At 72.9% G+C, this 23,953-nt stretch carries 21 protein-coding genes; 4 read left to right on the top strand and 17 right to left on the bottom strand.

The features are described from left to right. Window positions 1–45: 45 nt before the first annotated feature. The 11 genes from ACWCSU_RS02805 to ACWCSU_RS02755 all read right to left on the bottom strand — a co-directional run bounded on the left by ACWCSU_RS02805 (window position 46) and on the right by ACWCSU_RS02755 (window position 12,746). Entirely contained in the window at window positions 46–1,668 is a 1,623-nt protein-coding gene (locus tag ACWCSU_RS02805) for a dipeptide ABC transporter ATP-binding protein (protein WP_449933124.1), read from the bottom strand. Continuing rightward, window positions 1,665–2,522: an ABC transporter permease gene (locus ACWCSU_RS02800; RefSeq protein ID WP_357702815.1), complete on the bottom strand. Its 858-nt coding sequence runs from the start codon at window positions 2,520–2,522 to the stop codon at window positions 1,665–1,667. The genes ACWCSU_RS02805 and ACWCSU_RS02800 overlap by 4 nt, the downstream gene beginning before the upstream one ends. 6 nt (window positions 2,523–2,528) lie before the next feature. Continuing rightward, on the bottom strand, window positions 2,529–3,434 hold the full coding sequence (locus ACWCSU_RS02795; RefSeq protein ID WP_449933121.1) for an ABC transporter permease: 906 nt from the start codon (window positions 3,432–3,434) through the stop codon (window positions 2,529–2,531). After that, window positions 3,431–5,032: an ABC transporter substrate-binding protein gene (locus tag ACWCSU_RS02790; protein WP_449933119.1), complete on the bottom strand. Its 1,602-nt coding sequence runs from the start codon at window positions 5,030–5,032 to the stop codon at window positions 3,431–3,433. The genes ACWCSU_RS02795 and ACWCSU_RS02790 overlap by 4 nt, the downstream gene beginning before the upstream one ends. Then, complete coding sequence (locus ACWCSU_RS02785; RefSeq protein ID WP_397040727.1) at window positions 5,029–6,117, bottom strand: LLM class flavin-dependent oxidoreductase; 1,089 nt, start codon at window positions 6,115–6,117, stop codon at window positions 5,029–5,031. The genes ACWCSU_RS02790 and ACWCSU_RS02785 overlap by 4 nt, the downstream gene beginning before the upstream one ends. Further along, window positions 6,114–7,148 (bottom strand): LLM class flavin-dependent oxidoreductase, encoded by a 1,035-nt coding sequence (locus ACWCSU_RS02780; protein WP_449933117.1) that lies wholly within the window; start codon window positions 7,146–7,148, stop codon window positions 6,114–6,116. The genes ACWCSU_RS02785 and ACWCSU_RS02780 overlap by 4 nt, the downstream gene beginning before the upstream one ends. Further along, complete coding sequence (locus tag ACWCSU_RS02775) at window positions 7,145–8,314, bottom strand: LLM class flavin-dependent oxidoreductase (RefSeq protein ID WP_357702825.1); 1,170 nt, start codon at window positions 8,312–8,314, stop codon at window positions 7,145–7,147. Before ACWCSU_RS02775 ends, ACWCSU_RS02780 begins: the two co-directional genes overlap by 4 nt. Further along, window positions 8,311–9,633, bottom strand: coding sequence for an NtaA/DmoA family FMN-dependent monooxygenase (locus ACWCSU_RS02770; RefSeq protein ID WP_449933115.1), 1,323 nt, complete (start codon window positions 9,631–9,633; stop codon window positions 8,311–8,313). Before ACWCSU_RS02770 ends, ACWCSU_RS02775 begins: the two co-directional genes overlap by 4 nt. Continuing rightward, window positions 9,630–10,541, bottom strand: a complete 912-nt coding sequence (locus ACWCSU_RS02765) for a glutathione S-transferase C-terminal domain-containing protein (RefSeq protein ID WP_449933113.1) — start codon at window positions 10,539–10,541, stop codon at window positions 9,630–9,632. Before ACWCSU_RS02765 ends, ACWCSU_RS02770 begins: the two co-directional genes overlap by 4 nt. Beyond that, complete coding sequence (locus tag ACWCSU_RS02760; protein ID WP_357702831.1) at window positions 10,538–11,056, bottom strand: flavin reductase family protein; 519 nt, start codon at window positions 11,054–11,056, stop codon at window positions 10,538–10,540. The genes ACWCSU_RS02765 and ACWCSU_RS02760 overlap by 4 nt, the downstream gene beginning before the upstream one ends. Window positions 11,057–11,405: 349 nt before the next feature. Next, window positions 11,406–12,746 (bottom strand): lanthionine synthetase LanC family protein, encoded by a 1,341-nt coding sequence (locus ACWCSU_RS02755; protein ID WP_357702833.1) that lies wholly within the window; start codon window positions 12,744–12,746, stop codon window positions 11,406–11,408. 110 nt (window positions 12,747–12,856) lie between these two features. Between ACWCSU_RS02755 and ACWCSU_RS02750 the strand changes: the two genes are divergently transcribed. After that, complete coding sequence (locus tag ACWCSU_RS02750) at window positions 12,857–13,396, top strand: hypothetical protein (protein ID WP_449933110.1); 540 nt, start codon at window positions 12,857–12,859, stop codon at window positions 13,394–13,396. A 28-nt stretch (window positions 13,397–13,424) separates the two neighbouring features. Here the strand turns inward: ACWCSU_RS02750 and ACWCSU_RS02745 are convergent, their stop codons facing one another. Then, complete coding sequence (locus ACWCSU_RS02745) at window positions 13,425–13,913, bottom strand: winged helix-turn-helix transcriptional regulator (RefSeq protein ID WP_357702837.1); 489 nt, start codon at window positions 13,911–13,913, stop codon at window positions 13,425–13,427. Window positions 13,914–13,991: 78 nt separating this feature from the next. On the opposite strand from ACWCSU_RS02745, the gene ACWCSU_RS02740 reads away from it, so the two are divergent. Beyond that, a complete protein-coding gene (locus tag ACWCSU_RS02740) occupies window positions 13,992–15,413 on the top strand; it encodes an MFS transporter (protein ID WP_449933107.1) in 1,422 nt (473 codons plus the stop codon). On the opposite strand, the gene ACWCSU_RS02735 is transcribed toward ACWCSU_RS02740, so the two are convergent. The 5 genes from ACWCSU_RS02735 to ACWCSU_RS02715 form a co-directional block, all read right to left on the bottom strand. After that, complete coding sequence (locus ACWCSU_RS02735; RefSeq protein WP_449933105.1) at window positions 15,410–16,411, bottom strand: LacI family DNA-binding transcriptional regulator; 1,002 nt, start codon at window positions 16,409–16,411, stop codon at window positions 15,410–15,412. The genes ACWCSU_RS02740 and ACWCSU_RS02735 overlap by 4 nt on opposite strands. Before the next feature lie 7 nt (window positions 16,412–16,418). Continuing rightward, entirely contained in the window at window positions 16,419–17,321 is a 903-nt protein-coding gene (sigJ, locus tag ACWCSU_RS02730; protein ID WP_449933103.1) for an RNA polymerase sigma factor SigJ, read from the bottom strand. A gap of 57 nt (window positions 17,322–17,378) precedes the next feature. Continuing rightward, window positions 17,379–18,671, bottom strand: a complete 1,293-nt coding sequence (locus ACWCSU_RS02725; protein ID WP_449933101.1) for an ArsB/NhaD family transporter — start codon at window positions 18,669–18,671, stop codon at window positions 17,379–17,381. A gap of 174 nt (window positions 18,672–18,845) precedes the next feature. Continuing rightward, window positions 18,846–19,625: a hypothetical protein gene (locus ACWCSU_RS02720; RefSeq protein ID WP_449933099.1), complete on the bottom strand. Its 780-nt coding sequence runs from the start codon at window positions 19,623–19,625 to the stop codon at window positions 18,846–18,848. 322 nt (window positions 19,626–19,947) lie between these two features. Beyond that, window positions 19,948–22,686: a helix-turn-helix transcriptional regulator gene (locus ACWCSU_RS02715; protein ID WP_449933097.1), complete on the bottom strand. Its 2,739-nt coding sequence runs from the start codon at window positions 22,684–22,686 to the stop codon at window positions 19,948–19,950. Between the two features lie 102 nt (window positions 22,687–22,788). On the opposite strand from ACWCSU_RS02715, the gene ACWCSU_RS02710 reads away from it, so the two are divergent. Both ACWCSU_RS02710 and ACWCSU_RS02705 read left to right on the top strand, forming a co-directional pair. Further along, window positions 22,789–23,403: a LysE family translocator gene (locus tag ACWCSU_RS02710; RefSeq protein WP_449933095.1), complete on the top strand. Its 615-nt coding sequence runs from the start codon at window positions 22,789–22,791 to the stop codon at window positions 23,401–23,403. Window positions 23,404–23,406: 3 nt separating this feature from the next. Next, complete coding sequence (locus ACWCSU_RS02705) at window positions 23,407–23,946, top strand: TetR/AcrR family transcriptional regulator (protein WP_357702853.1); 540 nt, start codon at window positions 23,407–23,409, stop codon at window positions 23,944–23,946. Window positions 23,947–23,953 lie beyond the last annotated feature (7 nt).

The following is a 23,953-nucleotide window of genomic DNA, read 5'->3' as shown; positions in this document are numbered from 1 at the left end:
GGGTACTGCCTTTCAGACAAAACATACCTAAAAAGTAGGAAAAGGCTACAGCAAACGCGGCACCGAAGCCACCAGGGCCTCGGTGTAGGCGTGACGCGGGCGGGTGAACACCTCTCCGACCTCGCCCTCCTCCACGACCTGGCCGTCCTTCATGACCAGCACGCGGTGGCTGACGTGGTGCACGACGCCCAGGTCGTGGGAGATGAACACCATCGCCGTGCCGTCCTCGGCCTGGATCCCGGCGAGCAGGTCGAGCACCTGCGCCTGGATCGAGACGTCGAGCGCGGAGACCGGCTCGTCGCAGACCAGCACGTCGGGGCGGGGCCCCAGGGCCCGCGCGATGGCCACGCGCTGACGCTGGCCGCCGGACAGCTCGCGGGGACGGCGGTCGGCCGTCCCCGGCGGCAGGCCGACCCGGGCCAGCAGGTCGAGCACGCGGGCCCGGCGTTCGCCGCGCGGCAGCCGCAACGGCTCGGCGACCAGGCGGCCCACGGTGTGGCGGGGGTCGAAGGAGCCCAGCGGGTCCTGCGAGACGAGCTGGATCCGGGGCCGCAGCGGGCGGCGGCGGCTCTCCGGCAGGTCGCTCCAGGGGCGTCCGTGCAGGCTGACCCGGCCCGCGTCGGGCTCCAGCAGGGCCAGGACCAGCCGGGCGAGCGTGCTCTTGCCGGAGCCGGACTCGCCGACGACGCCCAGCGTCTCGCCCTCGTGCAGGGTGAAGGAGACGTGGTCGACCACCACCCGCCGCCCGTACGCGCGGGTGAGGCCCGTACCGGCCAGCACCCGGGCATACGGGTTCGGCTCGCGTACGGCGATGGGCGGGCCGGCGGTGAGCCGGGAGCCCCGGGAGGCCGCCGACGGCACGGCGGCCAGCAGCGTGCGCGTGTACGGGTGGGCCGGGGTGCCCAGCACGTCCCGCGTCCGGCCCTCCTCGACGACCCGGCCCTCCTTCATCACCAGGACGCGGTCGGCGATCGAGGACACGACCGCCAGATCATGGCTGATCAGCAGCAACGCCGTGCCGGCCGCCTTGCGTTCGGCCAGCAGCCGCAGGACCTGGGCCTGCACGGTGACGTCGAGCGCCGTCGTGGGCTCGTCGGCGATGATCAGCTCGGGGTCGGCCGCGATGGCCGAGGCGATCAGCACGCGCTGCCGCAGCCCGCCCGAGAGCTGGTGCGGCCGCTGCCCGGCCCGCAGGGCGGGCTCCGGCACGCCGACCGCCGCCAGCAGGTCGAGCACCCGCTCCGCGCGCCGGGCGCGGGGCACGACGTCGTGCGTGGCCAGCACCTCGGCGATCTCCGCGCCGACGGTGCGCAGCGGGTCGAGCGAGACCAGCGCGTCCTGGAGCACCAGCCCGGCGAACCGGCCGCGCAGCCGCCGCCACTCCCGCTCGCCGAACGCGAGCGCGTCCCGCCCGGCGACCGTGAACGCCGAGGCCGTCACGGACGAGCCCGGCCCGGTCAGCCCCAGCAGGGTGCGCGCGGTGACGCTCTTGCCCGACCCCGACTCCCCCACGATCGCCACGCACTCCCCGGCCGCGACCGACAACGAGATCCCGTGGACGACCTCGGCGTCGCCGAAGCTCACCCGCAGGTCCTCCACGGCGACCAGCGCGGAGCCGGCGGGCCGGGCCACGGCGGGCGCGGTGCCTTCGTCCCGGACGGCGGTCATGGGGTCCTCCCTTCGAAACGGCGTTGCAGCCGGCGTCCGACGACGGTCAGGCAGACCACGGTCAGCGTGATCGCCAGGCCCGGGAACAGCGCCTCCCACCAGGCGACGCGCAGGTAGTTGCGGCCCTCGGAGAGCATCGCCCCCCATTCGGCGGCCGGCGGTTGCGGCCCCATGCCGAGGAAGCTGAGCCCCGAGCCCGCGATGACCGCCGTGCCGAGCCCGATCGTGGCCAGCACGGGGACGGGCCCGAGCACGTTCGGCAGCACGTGCCCGAACGTGATCGCCGCGGGCGGGCGACCGGACGTGCGGGCCTGCTCCACGTACCCCGATCGGCGCACCACGAAGGTCTGGGCGCGGACCACGCGGGCGTAGTTGGGGATCTGCGCGACGGCGATCGCGAGGATCACGTTGACCGTGCCCGGCCCGGTGATCGCCACGACGAGCAGCGCGAGCAGCAGCTCGGGCAGCGTGGACAGCACGTCGAACGAGCGGGCCAGGGCCTCGTCCAGCCATTTCGGCGACAGCCCGGCGGCCAGCCCGAGCAGCGCGCCCGTCACGACCGCGAGCAGGGTGGCCCCGACGCCGATGCTGATCGAGTGCCGGGCGCCGTGGACGACGCGGGCGAGCACGTCCCGGCCGAGATGGTCGGTGCCGAGCGGGTGCGCGCCGCCCGGCGGGGACAGCGCGCCGAGCGGGTCGGCGGCCAGCGGGTCCGCCCCGGCGAGCAGCCCCGGCGCCAGCACGGCCAGCGCGAGCAGGGCGAGCAGCAGGAGCGGCAGCAGGACCGGCGCCGCCGTCCGGAGCGCGGCGGCGGACGGGCGGCGGCGCGGGAGCGCGAGAACCGGCGCGCTCATCGCCGCTCAGCCCCTCATCCGCGGGTCGATGACGCGGTAGGCCAGGTCGAGCAGGGTGCTGATGGTCACGTACGCGATCGCCGACAGCAGCACGACGGCCATCACCACCGGCATGTCCTGCCCCGTGACGGCCTCCATGGCCACCCGCCCGAGCCCGGGACGCCCGAACAGCACCTCGGTGATCACCGTCCCGCCGAGCAGCGTGCCGGTGAACCAGCCGGCCAGCGTCACGGCGGGGATCAGCGCGTGCCTGAGCGCGTGCCTGGCCACCAGCGCCCGCTCGGTCAGCCCGCGGGCCCTGGCGGTGACCGCGAACGGCTGCTCCAGGGCCCGTTCCAGCCCGCCGCGCAGCACCTGGCCGAGCACGCCCGCGATCGGCAGCCCCAGCGAGAGCGCGGGCAGCACGAGCGCGAGCGGCCCCGCCGCCCCCGACACCGGGAACCAGCCGAGCGTGAACGAGAACACCGACAGCAGCACGATCCCGATCAGGAACGGCGGCACCGACACCGACACCAGCTCGGCCAGCGAGGCCACACCGCGCGGCAGCCGCCCGCGCCCGGCGGTGACGATCGCGATCACCCCGGCGAGCGCGACGCCGACCCCGGCCGCCGCGAGCGTGAGCTGCGCGGTCGGCAGGATCTGCGTGGCCAGCACCTCGCCGACGCCGAGCTGGAGCCGGTACGAGCGCCCGAGGTCGCCGTGCAGCAACCGCCACAGATAGGACAGGTACTGGACGACCTCCGGCCGGTCGAGCCCCCATTCCTGGACGATCCGCGCCCGGATCTCCGGCGTGTCGGCCCCGTCGCCGATCAGGATGTCCACGGTGTCGCCGGGGGCGAGCAGCAGCGCGAGGTAGGAGGCCGTGGCCGCCGCCCACAGGACGGCGAGCCCGGTCCCGAGTCGTCGGATCACGTCCCGATCCGTACGTCGTAGGCGCCGGCCGGCGTGCCGGACGCGGGATCGAAGCCGAGCCCCTGCACGCTCCTGCGCGCGGCGAGCTGGTCGGCGGGCACGTAGAGCGGGAACACGATCGCCTTCTCCCGCACCACCGCCTGCTGGACCTTGGCGTAGAGCTCCTTGCGCCTGGCCTGGTCGGAGCTGGCCGACGCCTGCGCGAGCCACTTGTCCACGCGCTCGTCGGTGAAGTGGGTCCGGTTGATCGCGCCCTGGCCCGGCAGGATGAGGTTGAGCGCCGCGCCGACGTCGGAGTCGCCGCGCGAGTTCTCGAAGATCTCGTACTCGTTCTCCTCCACGGCCTTCTGCGCGCTGCCCTGATCGACGATCTTGACCTGGAAGTCGATGCCCGCGCTCTGCTTGACCTGGGCCTGAACGGCCTGGGCGAGGATGTCGCGGCGGTCGCGGACGAACGGCGCCGAGGCGACCGTGCGCACGGTGAGCCGCCTGCCGTCCTTGACCCGGAAGCCCTCGGCGTCGCGCTGCCGCCAGCCCGCCGCGTCGAGCAGCGCGTTCGCCCTGGCCGGGTCGCCGGCGTAGGCGTTCTCCAGGGTGGCGTCGTAGAACGGGCTGCGTTCGCCGACGACGCTCCACGCCCTGGTGGCGGTGCCCTGGTAGACCGACCTCAGGACGGCGTCCACGTCCACGGCCTCGCGGAAGGCCTCGCGCACGCGCTGGTCGTCGAAGGGGGCACGGCCGGTGTTGAAGTAGTAGGAGAAGGAGGTGCCGGAGTTGAGCGACGTGCGCAGGGCCAGGTCGGGGTCCTTCTTGATCAGTTCGACGTCGGTGGCCGGGACGCCCTCGATGACCTGCACCTGCCCCGAGGTGAGCGCGCCCACCCGGACCGCCGCCTCCGGCAGGAACCGGTAGGTGAGCTCGGAGAGGTAGGCGGGGCCCTGGTGCGCGGCCCCGGCGGGCGGCCACTTGTAGGCGGGGTTGCGGCGGTAGCGGATCTCCTGGCCGGGCACGTACCGGTCGAGGATGAACGGCCCGGTTCCGACCAGGTCCGTGCCGCCGAACTTGAGGTCCTTGGCGTGCTTGAGCGAGGCCGGCGAGACCTGCCCGGCGTACGGGGAGGCGAGGAAGTCGAGGAACAGCCCGTCGGGCTCCTTGAGCGTGATCCTGACCGTGTACGGCGAGACCACCTCGGCCTGGTCGAAGGCGCGTAACTGGATCGCCGAGACGGCCGGGTTGTAGCCGGGCACGCGGAACTGGTCGAGGTTGGCCTTCACCGCGGCGGCGTCGAAGCGCGTGCCGTCGTGGAAGGTCACGTCCTGCCGCAGGTCGAGGGTGTAGGTCAGGCCGTCGTCCGACGCCTTCCACGAGGTGGCCAGCCAGGGGCGGAAGGTGCCGTCCTCGGCCCGCGAGAGCAGCGCGTCGAACTGGTTGAACACCAGCAGCCGGACCTTGTTCTGGGCCCACTGCTGGGGGTTGAGGGTGATCGGCTGCGTCTCGATCGCCCAGGTCAGGGAGGTGCCGGGGGCCTGCTCGGCGGGCCGCTGGGCGCCGCACGCGGCCAGCGCGAGTGCCAGCAGGACGGCGGGCAGGCGCTTCACGGGCGTTCCCAGGCTTCGGCGAGCAGCTCGTAGGAGCGCACGCGGTCGGTGTGGTCGTGGGTGATGGTGGTGACCAGCAGCTCGTCGGCCCCGGTGACCCGGCGCAGCACGCGCAGCCGCTCGGCCACCGTCTCCGGCGTGCCGACGAACTGCGTGTCGATCCGGTCCTTGACCAGCGCGCGGTCGGCGTCGGTCCAGACGTGCCGGGCCGCCTCCGCCGGCGTCGGGTACGGCATCGCCCCCTCCCCGGTCCTGATGCTGCGCACCCACAGCCCGTACGGCGAGGCCAGCTCGCGCGCTCTGGCCTCGTCCTCGGCCACCACCGCGTCGGCCGACACGATCACGTACGGCTCGGCCAGCTCGTCCGACGGCTTGAACGCCTCCCGGTACGCCTCCACGGCCTCCAGCACGCTGGACGGGCTGACGTGGTAGTTCGCCGCGAACGGCAACCCGCGCTCCCCCGCGACCTGGGCGCTCTGCCCGCCGCTGCTGCCGAGGATCCACACCCGCAGGTCGGCTCCCTCGCCCGGCACGACGTGCGCCTCGTGGGTCCCCTTGAGCAGCGCCAGCACCTCGTCGATCTGGTCGGCGAAGTCAGGCGTCACGGCTCCGGGCTGCTGGAGCAGGCTCGCCTGGAAGGCCAGGCGGGGCACCTTGGCCAGCCGCGACCAGTCGAAGGGCGGCGGGATGAGCAGCCCGTCCACCACCCTGGCCTCCTGGCCGGGCGGCCGCGCGGGGGCCGGCTCGGTCCTGCGCTGCCCTGACCGCCCGATCCCCAGATCGAGCCGTCCCGGATGCAGCGCGTCGATGACCCCGAACTGCTCGACCACCGACACCGGCGTCTGGTGACCGAGCTGCACGGCGCCCGAGCCGACCCTGATCGTCGCGGTGGCCGCCGCCACCAGGCCGATCAGCACGGCGGGGGCCGAGCCGGCCACGCCCCGGGCGAAGTGGTGCTCGGCCAGCCAGTAACGGACGTAGCCGAGTTCCTCCGCGCGGCGGGCGAGGTCGATCGTGTTGCGCAGCGCCTCGCCCGCGGTGCCGCCCGAGCTGATGGGGGCCAGGTCGAGGATGGACAGGCTCATGACGCGCTCCCCGGGAACGGACGGCTGGGGATCTCCTTGCGCAGCGCCGGCGCGATCTCGGCCTGGAACAGCTCCAGCGTCTCCCGGTGCTGCCCCGGCGTGAGGCCGTCGGCGTCGGCCTGCAGGTGCATGACCTCGTGCCCGAACCGCTTGTGGTAGCGCAGCACCTTGTCGATGATCTGCTGCGGGCTGCCGACCAGGATCGAGCTGCGCTCGATGGCGTCCTCCAGGGTGGGGAAGACCGGCTCCACGCCGACCCGCCGGAACGTCTCCAGGCGGGCTTCGTAGATCGGCCGGTAGACGGCGACGGCCTCCTGCGAGGTGCGGGCCGCGTAGTAGCCCGCGGTGCCCGCCCCGACCAGCGCGTCGGCGGGGTCGTGGCCGTAGTGCGCCCAGCGTTCGCGGTAGTGGTCGATCAGCTCGGCGTAGGGCTCGATGGGGTTGGTGACGTTGGCCGAGAACAGCGGGTCGCCGTAGCGGGCGGCCAGGTCGACCGACTCCTTGCTGGTCGCGCTGCCGTGCCAGACCCTGATCGGCTTCTGCAGCGGACGCGGCCAGGTCTCGGCGTCGGTCAGCGAGGGTCGGAACCTGCCCTCCCAGGTGACCTTGTCCTCCCGCCAGAGCCGGCGGAACAGCTCGTACGACTCGCGGTTGCGCTCCCACTGGTCCTCGGTGGTGACGTGGAAGAGCTTGGCCTGCGCCGCGCCGTTACCCTTGCCGACGATCAGTTCGAGCCGGCCGCCGGACAGGTGGTCGAGCGTGGCGTAGTCCTCGTAGGCGCGGACCGGGTCGAGCAGGCTCAGCGTGGTGACCGCGGTGAACAGCCTGATCCTGGACGTCCGGGCCGCGATGTGGCTGAGCACGACCGGGGGCGAGGAGGAGATGAAGGGCCGTTCGTGCCGCTCGCCCACGCCGTAGCCGTCGAAGCCGAGTTCCTCGAAGAGCACGGCGTTCTCGACGACCTCGCGGAAACGTTCCGTCGGTGATCTGCCGTCGTTATGGACGATCAAGGTGATGCCGAGAAATTTCATGACACCTCCGCGTACCTGCTCGCCGGGCGCGGCAGGCCGAGGAGCCCGCGTAACGTCCCGGCTTCGTACCTGCTCCTGAAGGCCCCGCGCCCGCGCAGCTCGGCCGTCAGCTCCCGGCTGATCCGCTCCAGGTCGTACGGCACCGCCCCCGGCCGCAGCCGGAACCCCTCGATCCCGGCCCGCCGCCACTCCAGCAGCAGGCCGGCCAGCTCCGCCACGCTCCCGGTGAAGATCGCCGCGTCGGAGGCCAGTTCGGCGCCGTCCAGCTCGTCGAGCCGCGCCTTGCGCCGGGCCGCGTCCGGGCCCAGGAAGACGACCAGGTCGGCGAAGATCTTGATCGTGCCGGACAGGCCCCGGACCTCCTCGACGATGTCCCGCGCGTGCTCGGCCGAACGCGGCGTGACGAAGACGACGTCGGCGCTCGCCGCGGCGAACTCGTACGGCAGCCGCGCGTGGGCCAGCGCGGCCACCACCGGCTGCCCCTGAGGCGACCTGGGCGTGATGGACGGCCCCTTCACGGAGAAGAACCCGCCTTCGAAGTCGATGTAGTGGAGTTTGTCCCGGTCGATGAACCGGCCGGTGGCCACGTCCCGGATCTCGGCGTCGTCCTCCCAGCTGTCCCAGAGCCGCCGGGCCACCTCCACCGCGTCGGCGGCCTCGGCGAACAGGGCGCGCACGTGCGGGTCGGCCGACAGGTCCACGCCGCCGGGCCGGTTCAGCACCTGGTCGATCGGGGGGAACCGGCGGCGGCCGAAGTGGGCGGCCTCGCTCGCCCGCGCCGAGATCTGCGGCCGCCAGCCCGCCCGGCCGCCGCTGACGTGGTCGAGCGTGGCGATGCCGATGGCCACGTGGAACGGCTCGGTGTGCGTGGTGGTGGCCGTCGGCACCAGGCCGATCCGGGTGGTGAGCGGCGCCAGCCGGGCCGCCAGCAGCACCGCGTCGAACCGGCCGCGCACCTGGTCGGTGCGGTCGTCGGGGCCGTCGGGCAGGGTGGACTGCGGTCCGAGGGCGTCCTCGACGGTGACGAAGTCGAGCAGCCCGCGCTCGGCCTCGGCGACCAGCCCCGCCCAGTGGCCGGCCGAGAAGAGCCGCTCGCCGGGGGTCTCGCGCCAGGCGGCGGGGTGCCAGCCCGCGCCGTCCAGCGCCACGGCCAGGTGCAGTGTCATGACAGCTCCAGGTGTTCGCGCAGGGTGGTCCCGGTGTACTCGGTGCGGAAGACGCCGCGTTCCCGCAGCACCGGCACCACGCGGTCCACGAACTCGTCCAGCCCGCCGGGGGTCAGGTGCGGGACGAGGATGAAGCCGTCGGCCGCCTCGGCCTGCACGTGCTCGTCGATCTGCCGGGCCACGCTCTGCGGGGTGCCGACGAACGTCTGCCGTCCGGTCACCTCGATCACCAGCTCGCGGATGCTCAGCCCCTTCTCCCCGGCCAGCGCCCGCCATTTGGCCGCCACCTCGGCACGGTCCTTGATCGGCACCCGTCCCTGGGAGACGCCTTCGGACAGGTCCGGCTCGACGTCGGGGAACGGTCCATCGGGGTCGAAGGCCGACATGTCCCGCCCCCACACCTGCTCCAGGAACGCGATCGCGGTCTGCGGCCCGACCTGCTGCCGCCGGATCAGGGCCGCGTTCTCGGTGGCCTCCTCCTCGGTGTCGCCCAGCGCGAACGTCACGCCGGGCATGATCTTGAGCTGGTGGGGTTCGCGGCCGTACCTGGCCAGGCGGCCCTTGACGTCGGCGTAGAAGCGCCTGCCGTCCTCCAGCCTGCCGTGCGGGGTGAAGATCACGTCGGCGTGGGCGGCGGCGAACTCGCGGCCGTCGTCCGAGTCGCCGGCCTGGATGATCACCGGGTGTCCCTGCGGGGCGCGCGGCAGCGTGAACCGGCCCTCGACGTTGAAGTGCCTGCCCCGATGGCTGACCGTGCCGATCGCGCCCTCCCTCAGGAAGCGGCCCGTGTCCGCGTCGGCGAGCACGGCGTCCGGCTGCCAGGAGTCCCACAGCTCGCGCGACAGCCGGACGAACTCCGCGGCCCGCTCGTACCGGTCGGCGCGGTCGAGGAAGCCGCCGCGGCGGAAGTTCTCGCCGGTGAAGGCGTCGGAGGTGGTCACCACGTTCCAGGCGGCCCGGCCCTCGCTCAGGTGGTCGAGCGTGGACAGCCGCCTGGCCAGCTCGTACGGCTCGTTGAAGGTGGCGTTGACGGTGCCCGCGAGCCCGAGCCGTCCGGTCACCGCGGCCAGGGCGCTGAGCACGGTCAGCGCCTCGGGCCTGCCCACGACGTCCAGATCGTGGACGCGGCCCTTGAGCTCGCGCAGCCGCAGCCCCTCGGCCAGGAAGAAGAAGTCGAACGTGCCGCGCTCGGCCGTCCTGGCGAGGTGGACGAACGAGGCGAAGTCGATCTGGCTCCCCGACCGGGGATCGGCCCACACGGTGGTGTTGTTCACGCCGGGGAAGTGCGCGGCGAGGTGCACCTGCCTCTTGCGCGTCACCGGCCCCGCCCGTGCGGCGTGTGCCAGGCGTCGGGCAGGCCCTCGATGGTCTCGCCGAACGCCGGGCGCTGGTAGAGGTCGCGGGCGTAGCCCCACAGGTGCTCGAAGTCGGGCAGCTCGCGCTCGCTGACGAGGTGGTCGCGGTTGTGCAGCGCGTCGAACCTGGCCAGCGTCACCCACAGCCGCACGTCCGCCTCGGTGATCGTGTCACCGGTCAGGAAGCGCTGCTCGGCCAGGCGTTCGTCCAGGCGTTCCAGGGCCGAGACGACGCGGTGGCGCTCCTCCTCGCGGGCGGCCTCGGTGCCGGCGGGGGCCACCCGCGTGACGCCGGTGTTGACGTCGTGGTAGATCCACCCGTTCAGCTTGTCGATCTCGGCGCGCAGGTGCTCGGGGTAGAGGTCGACCGAGGTGTCGGCCCACTTCTCGAACTGGGTGGCCAGGTCGATCGTGATGTCGGGGAAGTTGTTGCTGACGATCCTGCGCCGCGCCCTGTCCCAGAGCACGGGCACCGAGATGTGGCCCGGGTAGCCCTTCTCGGTGGCGTCGTACGCCTGCTCCAGCAGGGTGAACCCGTTGACCGGGTCCGGGCCCCTGCGCTCCCTGAAGGCCCAGCCGCGGCCGTCGCGCTCGTCGTCCACGTACGACAGCGTGACGACGTCCTCCAGGCGCTTGAGCTTGCGGACGATCACGGCGCGCTGGGCGTAGGGGCAGGTCCAGGCGACGTAGAGGTGATAGCGGCCGGGCTCGGCGCGGTAGCCGCTGGTCCCGTCGGCGGTGACGCGGTCCTGGAAGGGGTAGATCGGGCGGTCCCAGCCGGACGACAGGTGCAGGCGGCCGGGGCCGTACTGGCCGTAGGCGGTGCGGTCGAGCGGGCCGGCGTAGACCGGCGTGCCGGTGGTGGCGGTCACAGGTTCTCCTGGTGGGGTAGGAAGCGGCCGAACCGGCCCTGGTGGTAGAGGAGCGGACGGCCGGCGTTGTGCGTGGCCGCCTCGGCCACCAGGCCGACGACCAGCACGTGGTCGCCGACCTCGACGGTCTCGTACGGCAGGCAGATCAGGTGCGCGGAGACGTCCTGGAGCAGCGGCGCGCCCAGCGGCCCGGCCCGCCATCGCGTGGGCGCGGCGAACCGGTCCACCCCCTTGCGCGCGAACCGCGCCGCCAGCTCGGCCTGGTCGCTGGCCAGGATGTTGACCGCGAAGTGGTCGGCTCCGCGCAGCCACGGCCAGGTGGTCGAGGACTGGTCGACGTAGAAGGAGACGAGCGGCGGATCGAGGCTGACCGAGGAGAACGAGGTGGCCGTGAGCCCGACGGGGATGCCGTCGCTCTGCGCGGTGATCACCACCACTCCGCTGGCGTGCACGGCGAGCGCCTGGCGGAACACGTCCGCGCCGACGGCCTGCTGGTCGGGCAGCGTGTCGGTCATGCGCCGGCCCTCGCTCGGGACGGGCGGACAGGTCGGAATGCGATCACGGAAGGCTCCTCACGGGAGAGAGGGCGTGCTCACGCCGCTCCCGGCGGCGGGGCCGGGAGCGCCGGGAAGGGGGCACGGAGAGGGGGATTCGTCAGCGGAGGCGTGGACGGCGTCGGCCACGCTGGAGCGCTCGGGGGAAGGCGGGCGGCTGCTGGTCCGTGATCAACGACACTGGGCGCTGGCGACGTGGCCGAAGTCCACGTGTGGACGCCTGGTCAGGAGAGTGCCCTGGCTCATGCCCACGACGCTAGGCCGCCGCAAGCCGGAAGTCAATATTCCCTACTGGTTTTAAAGGGAATACCTATTGGGATGAATCGCGAAGTTTGGCGGACGGCACCGGGATCGCCGGGAAGGGGTTGTCCGGCAGCAGGATGACCCGGCGCGCCTGCCGGGACTGCAGGGCCGCGTCGAGGTGCAGCAGGGCGGCCCCGATGCCGGCCGCGCCGACCATGTACCCGGTGTCCGCGCTCACCTCGCCCGGACGCAGCCGCCGGTACGCCTGGTACCAGCGGAACCCCTGGCCGTCGTGGTTGTCGCCGCGTCCGATGAGGTGCTCGGCGAGCACCCGGGCGTGCTCAAGGCGGGCCTCGTCGCCGGTCGCCGCCCACAGGCCGACGAACAGTTCGAGCAGCCCGGCCGCGCCGCAACACTGGCAGGCCACGTTCCAGAAGCCGTCGGTCTGCCGGTGGGGGGCGCCGCTCTCGACGACGCCGTGCGCGAGCCGTTCGACCCAGTCGAGGTGACCGGGGTCGCCGGTCACCCGGTACAGCTCGTAGAACATCCGGGCCACGCCCGCCGAGCCCGAGCAGAAGCCCAGGTAGTGCAGCTCACGCCCCTGCGGCACGTGGTGGGGGACGACCGCGCACCTGCCCGCCACCGCGCTCACCTCGCGCACGAAGCCCGCACCACGGGCGGCCGCCTCCAGGAAGCGCCGCTCCCCCGTGACGCCGAAGAGCCTGGCCAGCAGGAAGGCGGTGCCCGCCGTGCCGGACAGAAAGCCCGGGGTGACGGCGTCGAGGGGCAGGTCGGCGCAGTCGCCGAAGCGGTGGCCGGGCACGGCGAGCCCGGCGATGCGCTCGCCCGCCGCCACGGCCGTCTCCGCGTAGCCCGGCACGCCGAGCGCCGCCGACGCCTGGAGCAGCCCCAGCACGATCCCGCCGTCGCCGCGCTGTGCGGGCTCCCGCGTCCAGCCGGGCCCGCCGTCGAGCGGGCGCGCGGCCCGGACGATCGCGTCGGCCACCGCGACGGCCTCCTCCTCGAAGACGCCGTCGCCGAAGGCCCAGCCGGCCTCGATGAGCGCGACGAGGGTGCCGGTCAGGCCGTGGTAGAGGGACAGGTCGGCGCGTTCGCGCCAGGTGGCGGCCAGGTAGCGGGCGCCCCTGCGGGCGTCGTCCAGGTACGCCTCGTGGCCGGTCGCGGCGGCCAGTTCCAGGAAGAACAGCACGATGCCGGCCGCGCCCGCGTACAGGGAGGCGGAGTCGCCGGCGGCGGCCGACCTGCCACGGGGGTCGGGGTTGGCACGCCAGTGACGGCCTCGGCCGTCGTCAACGGCGGCGGTGCGGATCCAGCGGCCCGCCATGATCGCGGCGGTCAGCGGAGTCTCGGCGCGCTCACTCGGCGAGCGGGTCCGGTCCAATCCCATGCTCCATTCTCCCACACTTCCGGTAGGAAAATTGGTGTTTTGCCAAGGGTTCGCCTCCATCATGACGGGTAACGGAACGATGACGGTGTGTACCGAACGGGGAGGGCGTCGTGAAGCGTCCCATCAGCTGTGCCGCGCTCCTGGCCCTGCTCGCCACGGGCTGCACGAACACCGGATACGACACGGGGCAGCACCTGCCGCAGAACGACGGCGCGAACGCCGACGCCAAGGGCGTCCTGCACGTGCGCAACGCCCACCTCCGGGCCGCCTCCGGCCAGGCGGCCTCGCCCGTCTCGCCCGCCTCCGAGCAGACCCTCTACGCCGTGCTGATCAACGACGGCCACAAGCCCGACCAGCTCCAGCAGATCACCGTCGACGGCGGCGGCTCGGTGCAGCTCTCCGGCGCCGCCACCGACATCCGGCCCGACCAGCCCGTGGGCGCCAACGAGCAGCCCCTCGGCACGGTCACCGGCGTACGCGGACCCTCCGTGCCCATGACCTTCGTCTTCCGCGACGCGGGGGCCGTGCGGGTGATCGTGCCGGTGAAGCAGAACGCGTCCCAGCCCCCCGCCGGCCCGGCCACCACCACCACCCCGGCGGCGCCGGGACACGCGCCCAAGCACGCTCCCCGGCACTCACCCGGCCACTGACGCTGACGGCTGCCGACCGCCACGGCCGTCAGCGCATGCCCGCGAGCACGCCGCGCGCGACGGCGTCGCGTTCGGCCGCCTCCTCCGCCGCCGCCTCCTGCTCGCCCGCCACGCGCACGTCGTAGGCGGCGCGGGCGGCGGCGATCTCGCCCTGATGCTCCTCGGTCCAGGTGACCAGGGCGCGGATGGTGGCGTGCAACGTGCCGCCCAGAGGCGTCAGCGCGTAGTCCACGCGGGGCGGCACGGTCGCATGGACCGTACGGCTCACCAGGCCGTCGCGTTCCAGGTGACGCAGGGTCCTGGTCAGCATGCGCTGGCTCACGCCGTCGATCATGCGGCGCAGCTCGGTGAAGCGCAGGCTGCGCCGGTCGAGCAGCGCGATCACCTGGAGCGACCACTTGTCGGCGATCCGGTCGAGGATCTGCCTGACCTCGCAGTCCTCCCGCTGGTCCCATTGCAGCACGTCGTAGTCGGTATCCCCGCAGTGACCGGGTGACATCGAAGTTCCGTCTTCCATGAGTCCCAATAGTCACCAAAAATGCTGCTGGTTACAAGAAGGAACCGACTGTTGTGGAAGGAATGCATCATGTCTCCCATGTCTCCCTCGAACGAGCGCATGGGCGCACGCGCGTGGAGCGCGCTGTTCGTCCTGGCGGGGGCCGTCTTCCTGGAAGGCATCGACGTGGCCATGCTGAACGTGGCGCTGCCGTCGATCCGCGCCGACCTCGGCCTGTCCACCGGCACGCTGAGCGGCGTGGTCAGCGCGTACGTGCTGGGCTACGGCGGGTTCATGCTGCTGGGCGGACGGGCCGCCGACCTGCTCGGGCACCGCCGCATGTTCCTGACCTGGATGACGGTGTTCCTGCTCTTCTCCGGCCTGGGCGGCCTGGCGACCGAGGGGTGGATGTTGCTGCTCGCCCGGTTCGTCACGGGGGTCGCCGCCGCGTTCATGGCGCCCGCCGGGCTGGCGCTGGTCACCGGTACCTTCCCCGAGGGCCCGCAGCGCACCAAGGCCCTCGGCGTCTACGCCGGGACCGCGGCCGGCGGCTTCTCGCTCGGCCTGGTCGCCGGCGGCCTGCTGGCCTCGATCGGCTGGCGCTGGGTGTTCTTCGCCCCCGTGGTGCTGTCGGCGGTGATCCTGCTGGCCGCCGTCCCGCTGGTCAAGGACTCCGGCGAACGGGCGCGGGGCTCGTTCGACCTGGCCGGGGCGCTGACCATCACCGGCTCGATGTTGCTGCTCGTGTACGGCGTGGTCCGCCTGGAGGCACCCGCCGACGGCTCCGGCGTCACGCTCGCGACGTTCGCCGCCGGGCTGCTGCTGCTCGCCCTGTTCGTGCTGATCGAACGCCGCTCGGCCAACCCGCTGGTCCGGCTGGACATCCTGCGCTCGGGGCCGCTGGTCCGGGCCAACCTGGGCGCGCTGCTGTTCCTGGCCTCGTTCGCCGGGTTCCAGTTCCTGGCCACGCTCTACCTCCAGGAGGTGCGCGGCTGGAGCACCCTCCAGACCGGCCTGGCCATGCTGGTGATCGGCATCGACACGGTCCTGGCCCCCACGCTCACGCCGCGCCTGGTGAACAGGTTCGGCAACGCCCGGGTGCTGTTCGGCGGCATCGTGCTGTCGGCGCTGGCGTACGCGCTGTTCCTGCCGGTCGGCCCGGACTGGACGTACGCCGCCATGCTGCCCACCATGCTCCTGCTCGGCCTGGCCTTCTCGCTGACGTACGGCCCGCTGACCATGGCCGCGACCGAGGGCGTGGACGAGGACCGGCAGGGCCTGGCCGGCGGCCTGCTCTACACGGCGATGCAGTTCGGCACCGCGCTCGGCCTGTCGGCGGTGACCGCCGTGAACGTGGCCGCGCTCGGCGGGGGCACCGCGCCGACCCTGGACTCGCTCCGGATCGCGCTGGTCGTCCCGGTGGCCGCCGCGGTGGTGGCCGTGCTGGTGACCGCGTGCGGCCTGCGGGCCCGCGCCGCCGCCGCGCCCGTCGAGAGCCCGGTGCCCGAGACCGTCGGTTAGGACGATCCCCTGCGCAGGAACCGCCACGGCCGGACGATCTCCCGGCCGGGTGGCGGCTCCTCGGCCTGGAGCCGGTCGAAGAGCAGGCGTACGACGTCGGTGTAGTCGTGCCTGAGCGGGCCGACGGTGCTGAGCTGCGGGTTGCTGATGAGCCCCTCGTCGATGTTGCCGACGCCGACCACCGCCAGATCCTCGGGGACGCGCAGCCCCGCGTCCCGGGCGGCCCAGATGACGCTGATCGCGGCCCGGTCGGAGGCGGCGAAGACCGCGTCGGGACGGTCGGGCGAGCGCAGCAGCTCGGCGGCGGTCTGGTAGGCCGAGACCCGGTCGTCCGCGCCGGAGGTGATGATCCGGTCGGAGACGCCGTGCCGGTCGAGGGCCTTGGTGTAGCCCAGCAGGCGGCCGACCGGCCGGTCGCGGTAGAGCTCGTAACGCTGGCCCATGAACGCGATCCGCCGCCGTCCCCCGGCCACCAGGTGCTCGACCGCCTCGGCGCACGCCTCCGTCTCGGGGGTGCGCACGACGTCGCAGCCCTCGGGCACCTCCTCGTTGCGCAGCGCCACCATGGGCAGCCCGGCGGCGGCCAGCTCGGCCAGCAGGTCGCCGGTGAGATGGTCGCCGGTGACGTTGAACAGCGCGCCGTCGGCGATGCCGCCGAGCAGCACGTCGACCGCGGAACGGGCGCGGGCCGGCGAGTAGACGGCCAGCGTGACCACCGAGTAGCCGCGGGCGTCGGCCATGTCGTGCAGGTCGGCGGCCAGCCGCTCGTCGGCGGGCACCCCGCCGAGCGAGCCGAGCACCAGGCAGACCCGCTGCGTGCTGCGCCGGCGCAGGCTGCGGGCGGCCTGGTTGGGGGTGTAGCCGAGCTGTTTGGCGGCGTCGAGCACCCGTTTCCTGGTCTCCGCGCCGACGGGACGGTCCCGGCCGCTGAGCACGTAGGAGACGGTCGCCACGGACACGTTCGCCAGTTCGGCCACCTGGCGGGCTGTAGGTCTCACGCCTAGATCATGGCTCCTTCCGCACCCTGGAGAGCTTGTCGGGGTTGGCGACCGTGTAGATGTCGCGCACCTGCGACCCGTCGGGGGTCAGGTCCACGACCATGACGGCGAACGGCGCGTTCGCCACGAACACCACCGCCGAGGGGTCCCCGTTGGTCTCTCTGTACTGGATGTCCAACCCTTCCATCGGCTGGGCGGTGCGCGCGACGAGCAGCCGGGCCACCTTGTCCCGGCCCCGGACCGGACGCGGGCCGCCCACCACCGACTTGCCGCCGCCGTCGGCCCACAACGTCACCTCCGGCGCCAGCAGCTCCATCAGCGCGTCGAGGTCGCCGCCGAACGCCGCGGCCACGAACCGTTCGGTCACCTCCTGCTGGACGTGCGCGTCCACCCGGTTGCGCGGCCGTCTGGCCTGGACGTGCTCGCGGGCCCGGTGCGCGACCTGCCGTACGGCGGCGGGGCTGCGGCCGAGCATGCCGGCGATCTCGGTGTGCTGGAAGGCGAACACCTCGTGCAGGATGAACACGGCCCGCTCCAGCGGGGTCAGCGTCTCCAGCACCACCAGCAGCGCCAGCGACACCGACTCGCCCCGCACCACCTCCTCCGCCCCGTCGGCCGCCCCGTCGGCCGCCCTGTCGGCGGCTCTGTCAGCCGCGGTGACCAGCGGCTCGGGCAGCCATGGCCCGACGTAGGTCTCGCGGCGGCGGCGCAGCGCCGACTGGTGGGCGAGCGCCTGGTTCACCGCGATGCGCACCAGGTAGGCGCGCGGGTTCCCGATCTCGTCCGGATCTCTCGACGACCACGACAGCCAGGTCTCCTGGAGCACGTCCTCGGTGTCGGAGACGCTGCCGAGCATGTTGTAGACGATGGAGAACAGCAGCTCCCTGTGGCCGGCGAAAACGTCCGTCATTCCAGGCATCATGTCCTCTGAGAGCGTTCGCGGCCCCCTGGTGTGACATGAGCCGCGTCACACCAGGTAGCGCAGCCACAGGTACGGCGTGGCGAGCGCGACCGTCGTCACCGTGACGACCAGGCCGTACTTCGTGAACTGCCAGAAGCTGATCGGGGTGCCGTTGCGGGCCGCGATGCCGAGGATGACCACGTTCGCCGCCGCGCCCACGGCGGTGGCGTTGCCGCCCAGGTCGGCGCCGAGCGCCAGGGCCCACCACAACACCTGCGCCGGTCCGTTGCCGCCGTTGGCCTGGACGAGGTCGGCCACGATCGGGCTCATGGTGGCCACGTACGGGATGTTGTCCACGATGGCGGACAGGCCCGCCGAGGCCCACAGCAGCACCATCGCGGTCAGCCCGAGCTCACCGTGCGTGGCCCGCGCGGCGGCCTGGGAGACCCGGTCGATGACCCCGGTCTCCACCAGTGCCCCGACCATGACGAACAGGCCCGCGAAGAACACCAGCGTGGGCCACTCGACCTCGGCGATCGCCTCCTCGGTGGTCACCTTGGTGAGGGCCACCAGCACGCCGGCGCCGAGCAGCGCCACCACCGACGGCTCGTAGTGCAGCACGGGATGCAGCACGAACGCCGCCATCACCAGCGCGAGCACGGTCAGCGACTGCCACAGCAGCCTGCGGTCGGCGATGGCCTCCCGCTCGTCGAGCGCCATGATCTCGGCCGCCAGCCCGGGATCGTAGGTGAACGACCGGCGGAACATCACCCGGCACAACCCGATGAAGACGACGATCAGCACCACGATCAGCGGGGTCAGGTGCACGAGGAAGTCGTTGAAGGTCAGCCCGCCGCGGCTGGCGATGATGATGTTGGGCGGGTCGCCGACCAGGGTGGCGGTGCCGCCGATGTTGGAGGCCATCGCCTCGGCGATGAGGAACGGCGCCACCGGCAGCGCCAGCCGCTCGCAGACCAGGAACGTCACCGGCGCGATCAGCAGCACGGTGGTCACGTTGTCCAGCAGCGCCGACGCGCCCGCCGTGATCAGGATCAGCAGCACCATGAGCCGGAACGGGCGTCCCCTGGCCCGTTTGGCGGCCCAGATGGCCAGGAATTCGAAGACGCCCGTCTGTTTCAGCACGCCGACGATGATCATCATGCCGAGCAGCAGGAAGATGACGTTCCAGTCGATGCCGGTGTGCTCGTCGAAGAAGGCCGCGCCGCCGTCGGTGGCGTGCAGCACCAGCATGATCCCAGCGCCGCCGAGCGCCGCGGCGACCCGGTGCACCTTCTCGGTGGCGATCAGCGTGTACGAGACGAGGAAGACGGCGACCGCCAGCCACGCGGTGACGGTCACGGCGGACCACCTGGGAAAGCCTTCAAGGAGAACTCCACGATCGACGGCAGAATCGCCGACCAGACTTCCCGGCACACCTCACGACAACTTACCAAACAGACGCGATCGGGCGGGACCGGCGGACTGGCCGCCCGTACGGGGGCCAGGCGCCGGTCGCACCCTGTGGAGTGGCGGTCAGGCGACCTCGAACTCGCCCCTGAAGTCCGCGTTCAGCACGCTGCCGGACGCGCCCGAGACGCACGAACCGCCGAGCAGATGGCTGCCGAACCGGCCCGTGAACGTCTTGCCCCTGAACGGCCCGGACTGGATCGTCCCGGACACCTTGGCCGTGTCGTGCACGACGTCGACGATGCGCGCGCTGACCCTGCTGGTCTGCTTGGTGCCCCTGATGGTCCAGTCGATGGTGACCGTGCCGATGCCCCCGGGCGCGGTGCTCCCGGCGGAGGCGGCGCGGTCGCGGACGACCCCGTCGGAGGCCCCCCAGCGCTCGCGGTCGTAGACGATGCGGTCGGCCATCTCGCGCTCGTCGCGGTCGTGGATGATGCGGTCGGCCAGGTTGTGGCCCTCGCGGTCGTAGATGATGCGGTTGGCGAGGTTGCGCCGCTCGTAGTCGCGGGTGCCGAACACCTGGTCGAACGCGTTGCCGCCGCCGGACGGGCGCCCTCTTGAGGTGAACGCCCTGCTCCCGTCGCAGTTGGAGTGCACGCCGTTGAAGGTGGCGTGGAGCTGGGCCGCCGTGACCCCGGAGCCGCTGCGGTCCACGCAGTTCCACGCGCCCCTGTCGGAACGTTCCGTCTGCGAGAGCCGGCCCGCCCCCGGCAGGTACTGGGCCTTGCCGGACACGGTGCACGAGATCGCGGCCGCGGCGTGCGCGGCCCCCGGGACGACGACCGGAGCCAGGACGGTCAACCCGGCGGCGGCCAGAGCGGGCAGTGACGTGGCGAGAGTGGGCATGACTGCTCCTTTTCGAGGCAGGACGGGTCGGCGCATCACAACGGGATGGGCCGACCTGTCACGACAGGACAGGTCGACGCGAGCCGCCGGCCGGGCCCGCCATCGCTCTCCGGTGAGAGGTCCCGATCTCGGACGCTACGAGGCGAGACGCAAACGTCGCCCCAAATGGCCGCACGTGGCGTCCCAGATGTACGGACTCACCCCTGCCTGTCCCGCCAACGGGCCTGCTCGGCCCGGCCCAGGTGCCGTAGCCCATCGGCCCCCCTGCCGGAGAACTCGACCACCACGCCCGACCACCGCGCGGCCTCGTTCAGCGCCGCGATCACACGAGCCCGTGCGTCCGGGCGGCGGCGGCCGCCTGGGTACGGGTGGAGACGTCGAGCTTGCTCAGGATGTTGGAGACGTGCACGCTCACCGTCTTCTGCGCGATGAACAGCCGCCCGGCGATCTCCCGGTTGGTCAGCCCCTCGGCGACCAGCCGCAACACCTCGACCTCGCGCGCGGTCAGGCCACCCTCGGGCTGCCCGCCGCCGAACCGGGCCCGCCTGCCGAACTCCAGCAGCGCGGCCTCCAGCGGCGAGGCCCGCAGGCTGCCGGCCGCCTCCTTGGCCAGGGCCCACTCCGCCTGCGCCGCCTCCCGCTCGCCGGCCGCCAGCAGCGCCTCGGCCAGCCGCCAGCGCGCCCTGGCCACCTCGTAGACGAAGCCGAAGTCGAAGGCCGCGACCACCTCGCGCCACAGCTCGACGTCGAGCCGCCCGTGGAGGCGGTGCCAGTCGGCCTCCACCCGCAGCGTCCAGGCCTGGCCCTCGGGACCGAGGTGGCCACCTTCGCCGGTCGGCCCCTTGGTGGCGGCGAACCGGGCGCGGGCCAGCAGGTCGTCGGCCCCCTCCGTGGTGCCCAGCTCGGCCATCGCCCACAGGCCGACGGCGGCCAGCCGCAACGCGCCGGACTCGCCCTCGTCGAGCGTGGCCATGGCCGCGTGGACGTGGTCGAGCGCGGCGGCCGGGTCGCCGTTCCACAGGGCGTGCTCGGCGGCCATGCCCCGCGACATGTACGTCGCCAGCGGATCACGCCAGAACGGACGCAGCCACCCCAGCCGCTCCTCGACCACCGGCAACCCTCGCCCCACCTCGATGAACAGGGCGAACGACGACAGGATGGCCTCCGACAGCGTGCCCACCCGCGCGCCGAACCCGGCGGCCACCGCCTCCGCGGCGTCCCACTCGCCGGCGACGTAGTGGATGAGCAGGCGCAGGAAGCGCAGGTCGGTGCCGTAGGTGCTCCAGTTGAGGCCGGTGCTGACGGCCAGCTCGATGCCGTTGTCGGCCACCTCGGCGGCCTGGGCGAGCAGGCCCTGCTCGTAGTGGATGCGGGCGTGGTGGAAGCGGGCCCGCAGGTCCATCGCCAGGTCGCCCGTCTCCCGGGCGGAGGCGCTCTCGACCAGCGAATGGGCCCGCGCCACATCACCCCGCTGCTCGACGTAGCTGGCCAGCGTGAGCAGCGCGCCCACCTCGGCGTCGACGGCGCCGCACGCGCGGGCCGTCTCCAGGGCGCGCGCGGTCAGCGGCTCGACCTCGTGGTGGCGCGCGGTCCACAGCAGCGTGCGGGCCTGGGTGGCGAGGGCGCGGGCGAGGCTCGGCTGGTCTCCGGCCTCCTCGACCGCGCGCTCGGCGGCGGCGATGGCGCCGGGCGGGTCGTTGGTCTCGAAGAGGTAGTAGGCCAGCCGCTCGTCGACCTCGGAGGACGACGGCAGCGCCCGCAACCGGTGGACCGCCCGGTGGTTGTCGCCGCTGTCGGCCGCCGCGACGGCGCTGCGGAAGGCCAGCGCGACCCGGCTCTCCCCGGCCAGCTCGTCGGCGCCCTCGACGCGGTCCCACAGGGCGAGCGCCTGGTCATAGTGGTTGTGGGCCTCGGCGGGCGCGCCCAGCCGCTCGGCGTCCCGGCCCGCCTGGGCCGAGGCGGCGAGCGCACCGGCCAGGTCGTGGCTGGCGAGGTGGTGGTGGGCCAGCTCGGCGGGCGAGGTGAGCAGACGGGTGAAGTCGGCGTGGAGCCTCGTGCGCTCGCCGGGCAGCAGATCGGTGTAGACCGCCTCCTGCAGCAGGGCGTGACGAAAGGTGTAGCCGTGGCCCTGCACCTTGAGCAGGCCGCGCGAGACGATCTCCCTGACCGCCTCCTCGAACTCGGCCAGCGGCAGCCCCGAGACCTCGCGCAGCAGCTCGTCCTCCACCCGGCGGCCGGCCACCGCGGCGGCGCGCAGCACCCGCTGCCCGGCCTCGGACAGCACCTCGACCCGCGACAGCAGCAGGCTGGCCAGCCCGTCGGGCAGGCTGTCGCCCTCGGACATGGCCGCGAACAGCTCTTCGGCGTAGAACGGGTTGCCGTCGGCGCGCGAGACGATGACCCCGAGCTCCTGCGCCCCCACCTCTCCCAAGGTCGTGACATAGTCCGACATCTCGCCGGACCCCAGCGGACCCAGCTCCACGTTCGTCACCGATGGCAGCCGCTTCAGCTCGGCCAGCACCCCGCGCAGCGGATGGCGGCGGTGGAGGTCGTCGGTGCGGTAGGTGCCGGCCACGCAGACGCGCTCGCTCTGGAGCATGCGGCTGAGGAAGACCAGCAGGTCGCGGGTGGAGCGGTCGGCCCAGTGGAGGTCTTCGATCACGAACAGCACCGGCTGGACGTCGGCCAGCAGCCCGAGCAGCGAGCCGAACAGCCGCTGCTGGGTGAGCCCGGCCGAGGGCGCCCCGCTCTCCTGGCCCGGAAGGAGCTGGCCCAGCATGGGATGGGCGGCGACCGCCTCGCGCACGCCGGGCTCGGCCCCGCGCAGCGCGTCGGCCAGCGGCAGGTAGGGCAGCGCGTCGCCCAGCTCGGCGCACTGGCCGACCATGACGTGGAAGCCGCGCTCGCGCGCCTCGGCCACCAGCTCACCGGCCAGACGCGTCTTGCCGATCCCCGCGTCGCCGCCGATGAGCGCGACCCCGGCCGTGCCGCCGGCCGCGGACTCCAGCACACGCACGAGCTTGGACAGCTCGGCCGAGCGCCCGACGAGAAGACCGTTCACGCCAGCAAGTGTGCCACGCTCCTGCGACATTCCATTGGTCCGCCCGACCGCCGCGGAATTGGCCCTCATCGTCATACCAAAGTCACTCTACGCTGCTCTTTCGTGATCTCCTTGACGACTTTCGTCCTCTTCGTGATGGCCTCGCTCACCCTGGTGGTCGTCCCCGGGCCCAACCACCTGTACATCGCCGCCAGGGGCCTGGCCCAGGGCAGGGCCGCCGGGCTGGCCAGCGCGCTCGGCGTCGAGACCGGCACGCTGGTGCACATCGCCGCGGCCGCCGCCGGGCTCTCCTACGTCATCTCGCGGTCGGCGACGCTGTTCGCGGTCGTCAAGTGGGCGGGCGTGGGCTACCTCGTCTACCTGGGCGTGCGCGCCTTCACCGGCAAGGACGCGCAGGCCGGGACGCCGCCCGTGCAGCCGCTGTCCAAGGTGTTCCTCGAAGGGGTCCTGGTCAACGTGCTCAACCCCAAGGTGGCGCTGTTCTTCGTGGCGTTCCTCCCGCAGTTCGTGAACCCCGGCGCCGGCTCACCGGCGCTCCAGATCGTCATGCTCGGCCTGACGCTGCTGCTCCTGGGGTTGGCCTCGGACATCGTGTACGCCCTCACCGCCGGCACCCTCGGCACCCGCCTGACCAGGGCCGCCAAGGCGATGCGGTACGTCAGCGGCGTCGTCTACCTGGGGCTCGGCGTCGCCATGGCGTTCGCCGGGAGAAAATGACCTATGGCGCCGAGGAAGCAGCAGGAGATCTTCGACGCGACGCTGTGGATGGTCGCGGAGAAGGGCTATGACGGGCTGACGGTCGAGGGGGTCGCCGAGCGGTCCGGGGTCAACAAGACGACGATCTACCGGTGGTGGCCGTCGAAGGCGGCGCTGCTCGGGGCCGCGCTGGTCGAGTCCGACGTGCTGGCGTTCGAGCCGCCGGACACCGGGTCGTTCCGGAGTGACCTGGTGGCGCTGGTCGAGCAGGTCGAGCGGCTGCTCACCGAGCCGCCCGGCAGCGACATCGCGGTCGCGGCGCTGGCCGCCGCCGTGCGCCATCCCGAGCTCGACGCCCGCCGGTTCTTCGCCGACCGGTTCGCGCGGGAGCGTGTGGTGTTCGAGCGGGCGGTGCGGCGGGGTGAGCTGAGCGGGTCGGCCGATCCGTTGCTGATCATGGATCTGCTGGCGGGGGCCGTGTGGATGCGCACGGTCCTCCGCGGGATGCCCCTGCCCGACGGCTTCGCGAAGAAGGCCGTCTCAGCCCTGCTCGACGCCTTCTGAACGGGCG

It is taken from the genome of Nonomuraea sp. NPDC001699 (genome assembly GCF_053596455.1).
This window is presented reverse-complemented; position numbering and strand designations above follow the sequence as displayed.

Bases quoted from the DNA above. Each gene is read 5' to 3' on its own strand.
- ACWCSU_RS02805 (WP_449933124.1), bottom strand. From the start codon at position 1,668: ATGACCGCCGTCCGGGACGAAGGCACCGCGCCCGCCGTGGCCCGGCCC.
- ACWCSU_RS02800 (WP_357702815.1), bottom strand. From the start codon at position 2,522: ATGAGCGCGCCGGTTCTCGCGCTCCCGCGCCGCCGCCCGTCCGCCGCC.
- ACWCSU_RS02785 (WP_397040727.1), bottom strand. From the start codon at position 6,117: ATGAGCCTGTCCATCCTCGACCTGGCCCCCATCAGCTCGGGCGGCACC.
- ACWCSU_RS02780 (WP_449933117.1), bottom strand. From the start codon at position 7,148: ATGAAATTTCTCGGCATCACCTTGATCGTCCATAACGACGGCAGATCA.
- ACWCSU_RS02775 (WP_357702825.1), bottom strand. From the start codon at position 8,314: ATGACACTGCACCTGGCCGTGGCGCTGGACGGCGCGGGCTGGCACCCC.
- ACWCSU_RS02760 (WP_357702831.1), bottom strand. From the start codon at position 11,056: ATGACCGACACGCTGCCCGACCAGCAGGCCGTCGGCGCGGACGTGTTC.
- ACWCSU_RS02755 (WP_357702833.1), bottom strand. From the start codon at position 12,746: ATGGGATTGGACCGGACCCGCTCGCCGAGTGAGCGCGCCGAGACTCCG.
- ACWCSU_RS02745 (WP_357702837.1), bottom strand. From the start codon at position 13,913: ATGGAAGACGGAACTTCGATGTCACCCGGTCACTGCGGGGATACCGAC.
- ACWCSU_RS02740 (WP_449933107.1), top strand. From the start codon at position 13,992: ATGTCTCCCTCGAACGAGCGCATGGGCGCACGCGCGTGGAGCGCGCTG.
- sigJ (WP_449933103.1), bottom strand. From the start codon at position 17,321: ATGACGGACGTTTTCGCCGGCCACAGGGAGCTGCTGTTCTCCATCGTC.
- ACWCSU_RS02720 (WP_449933099.1), bottom strand. From the start codon at position 19,625: ATGCCCACTCTCGCCACGTCACTGCCCGCTCTGGCCGCCGCCGGGTTG.
- ACWCSU_RS02705 (WP_357702853.1), top strand. From the start codon at position 23,407: ATGGCGCCGAGGAAGCAGCAGGAGATCTTCGACGCGACGCTGTGGATG.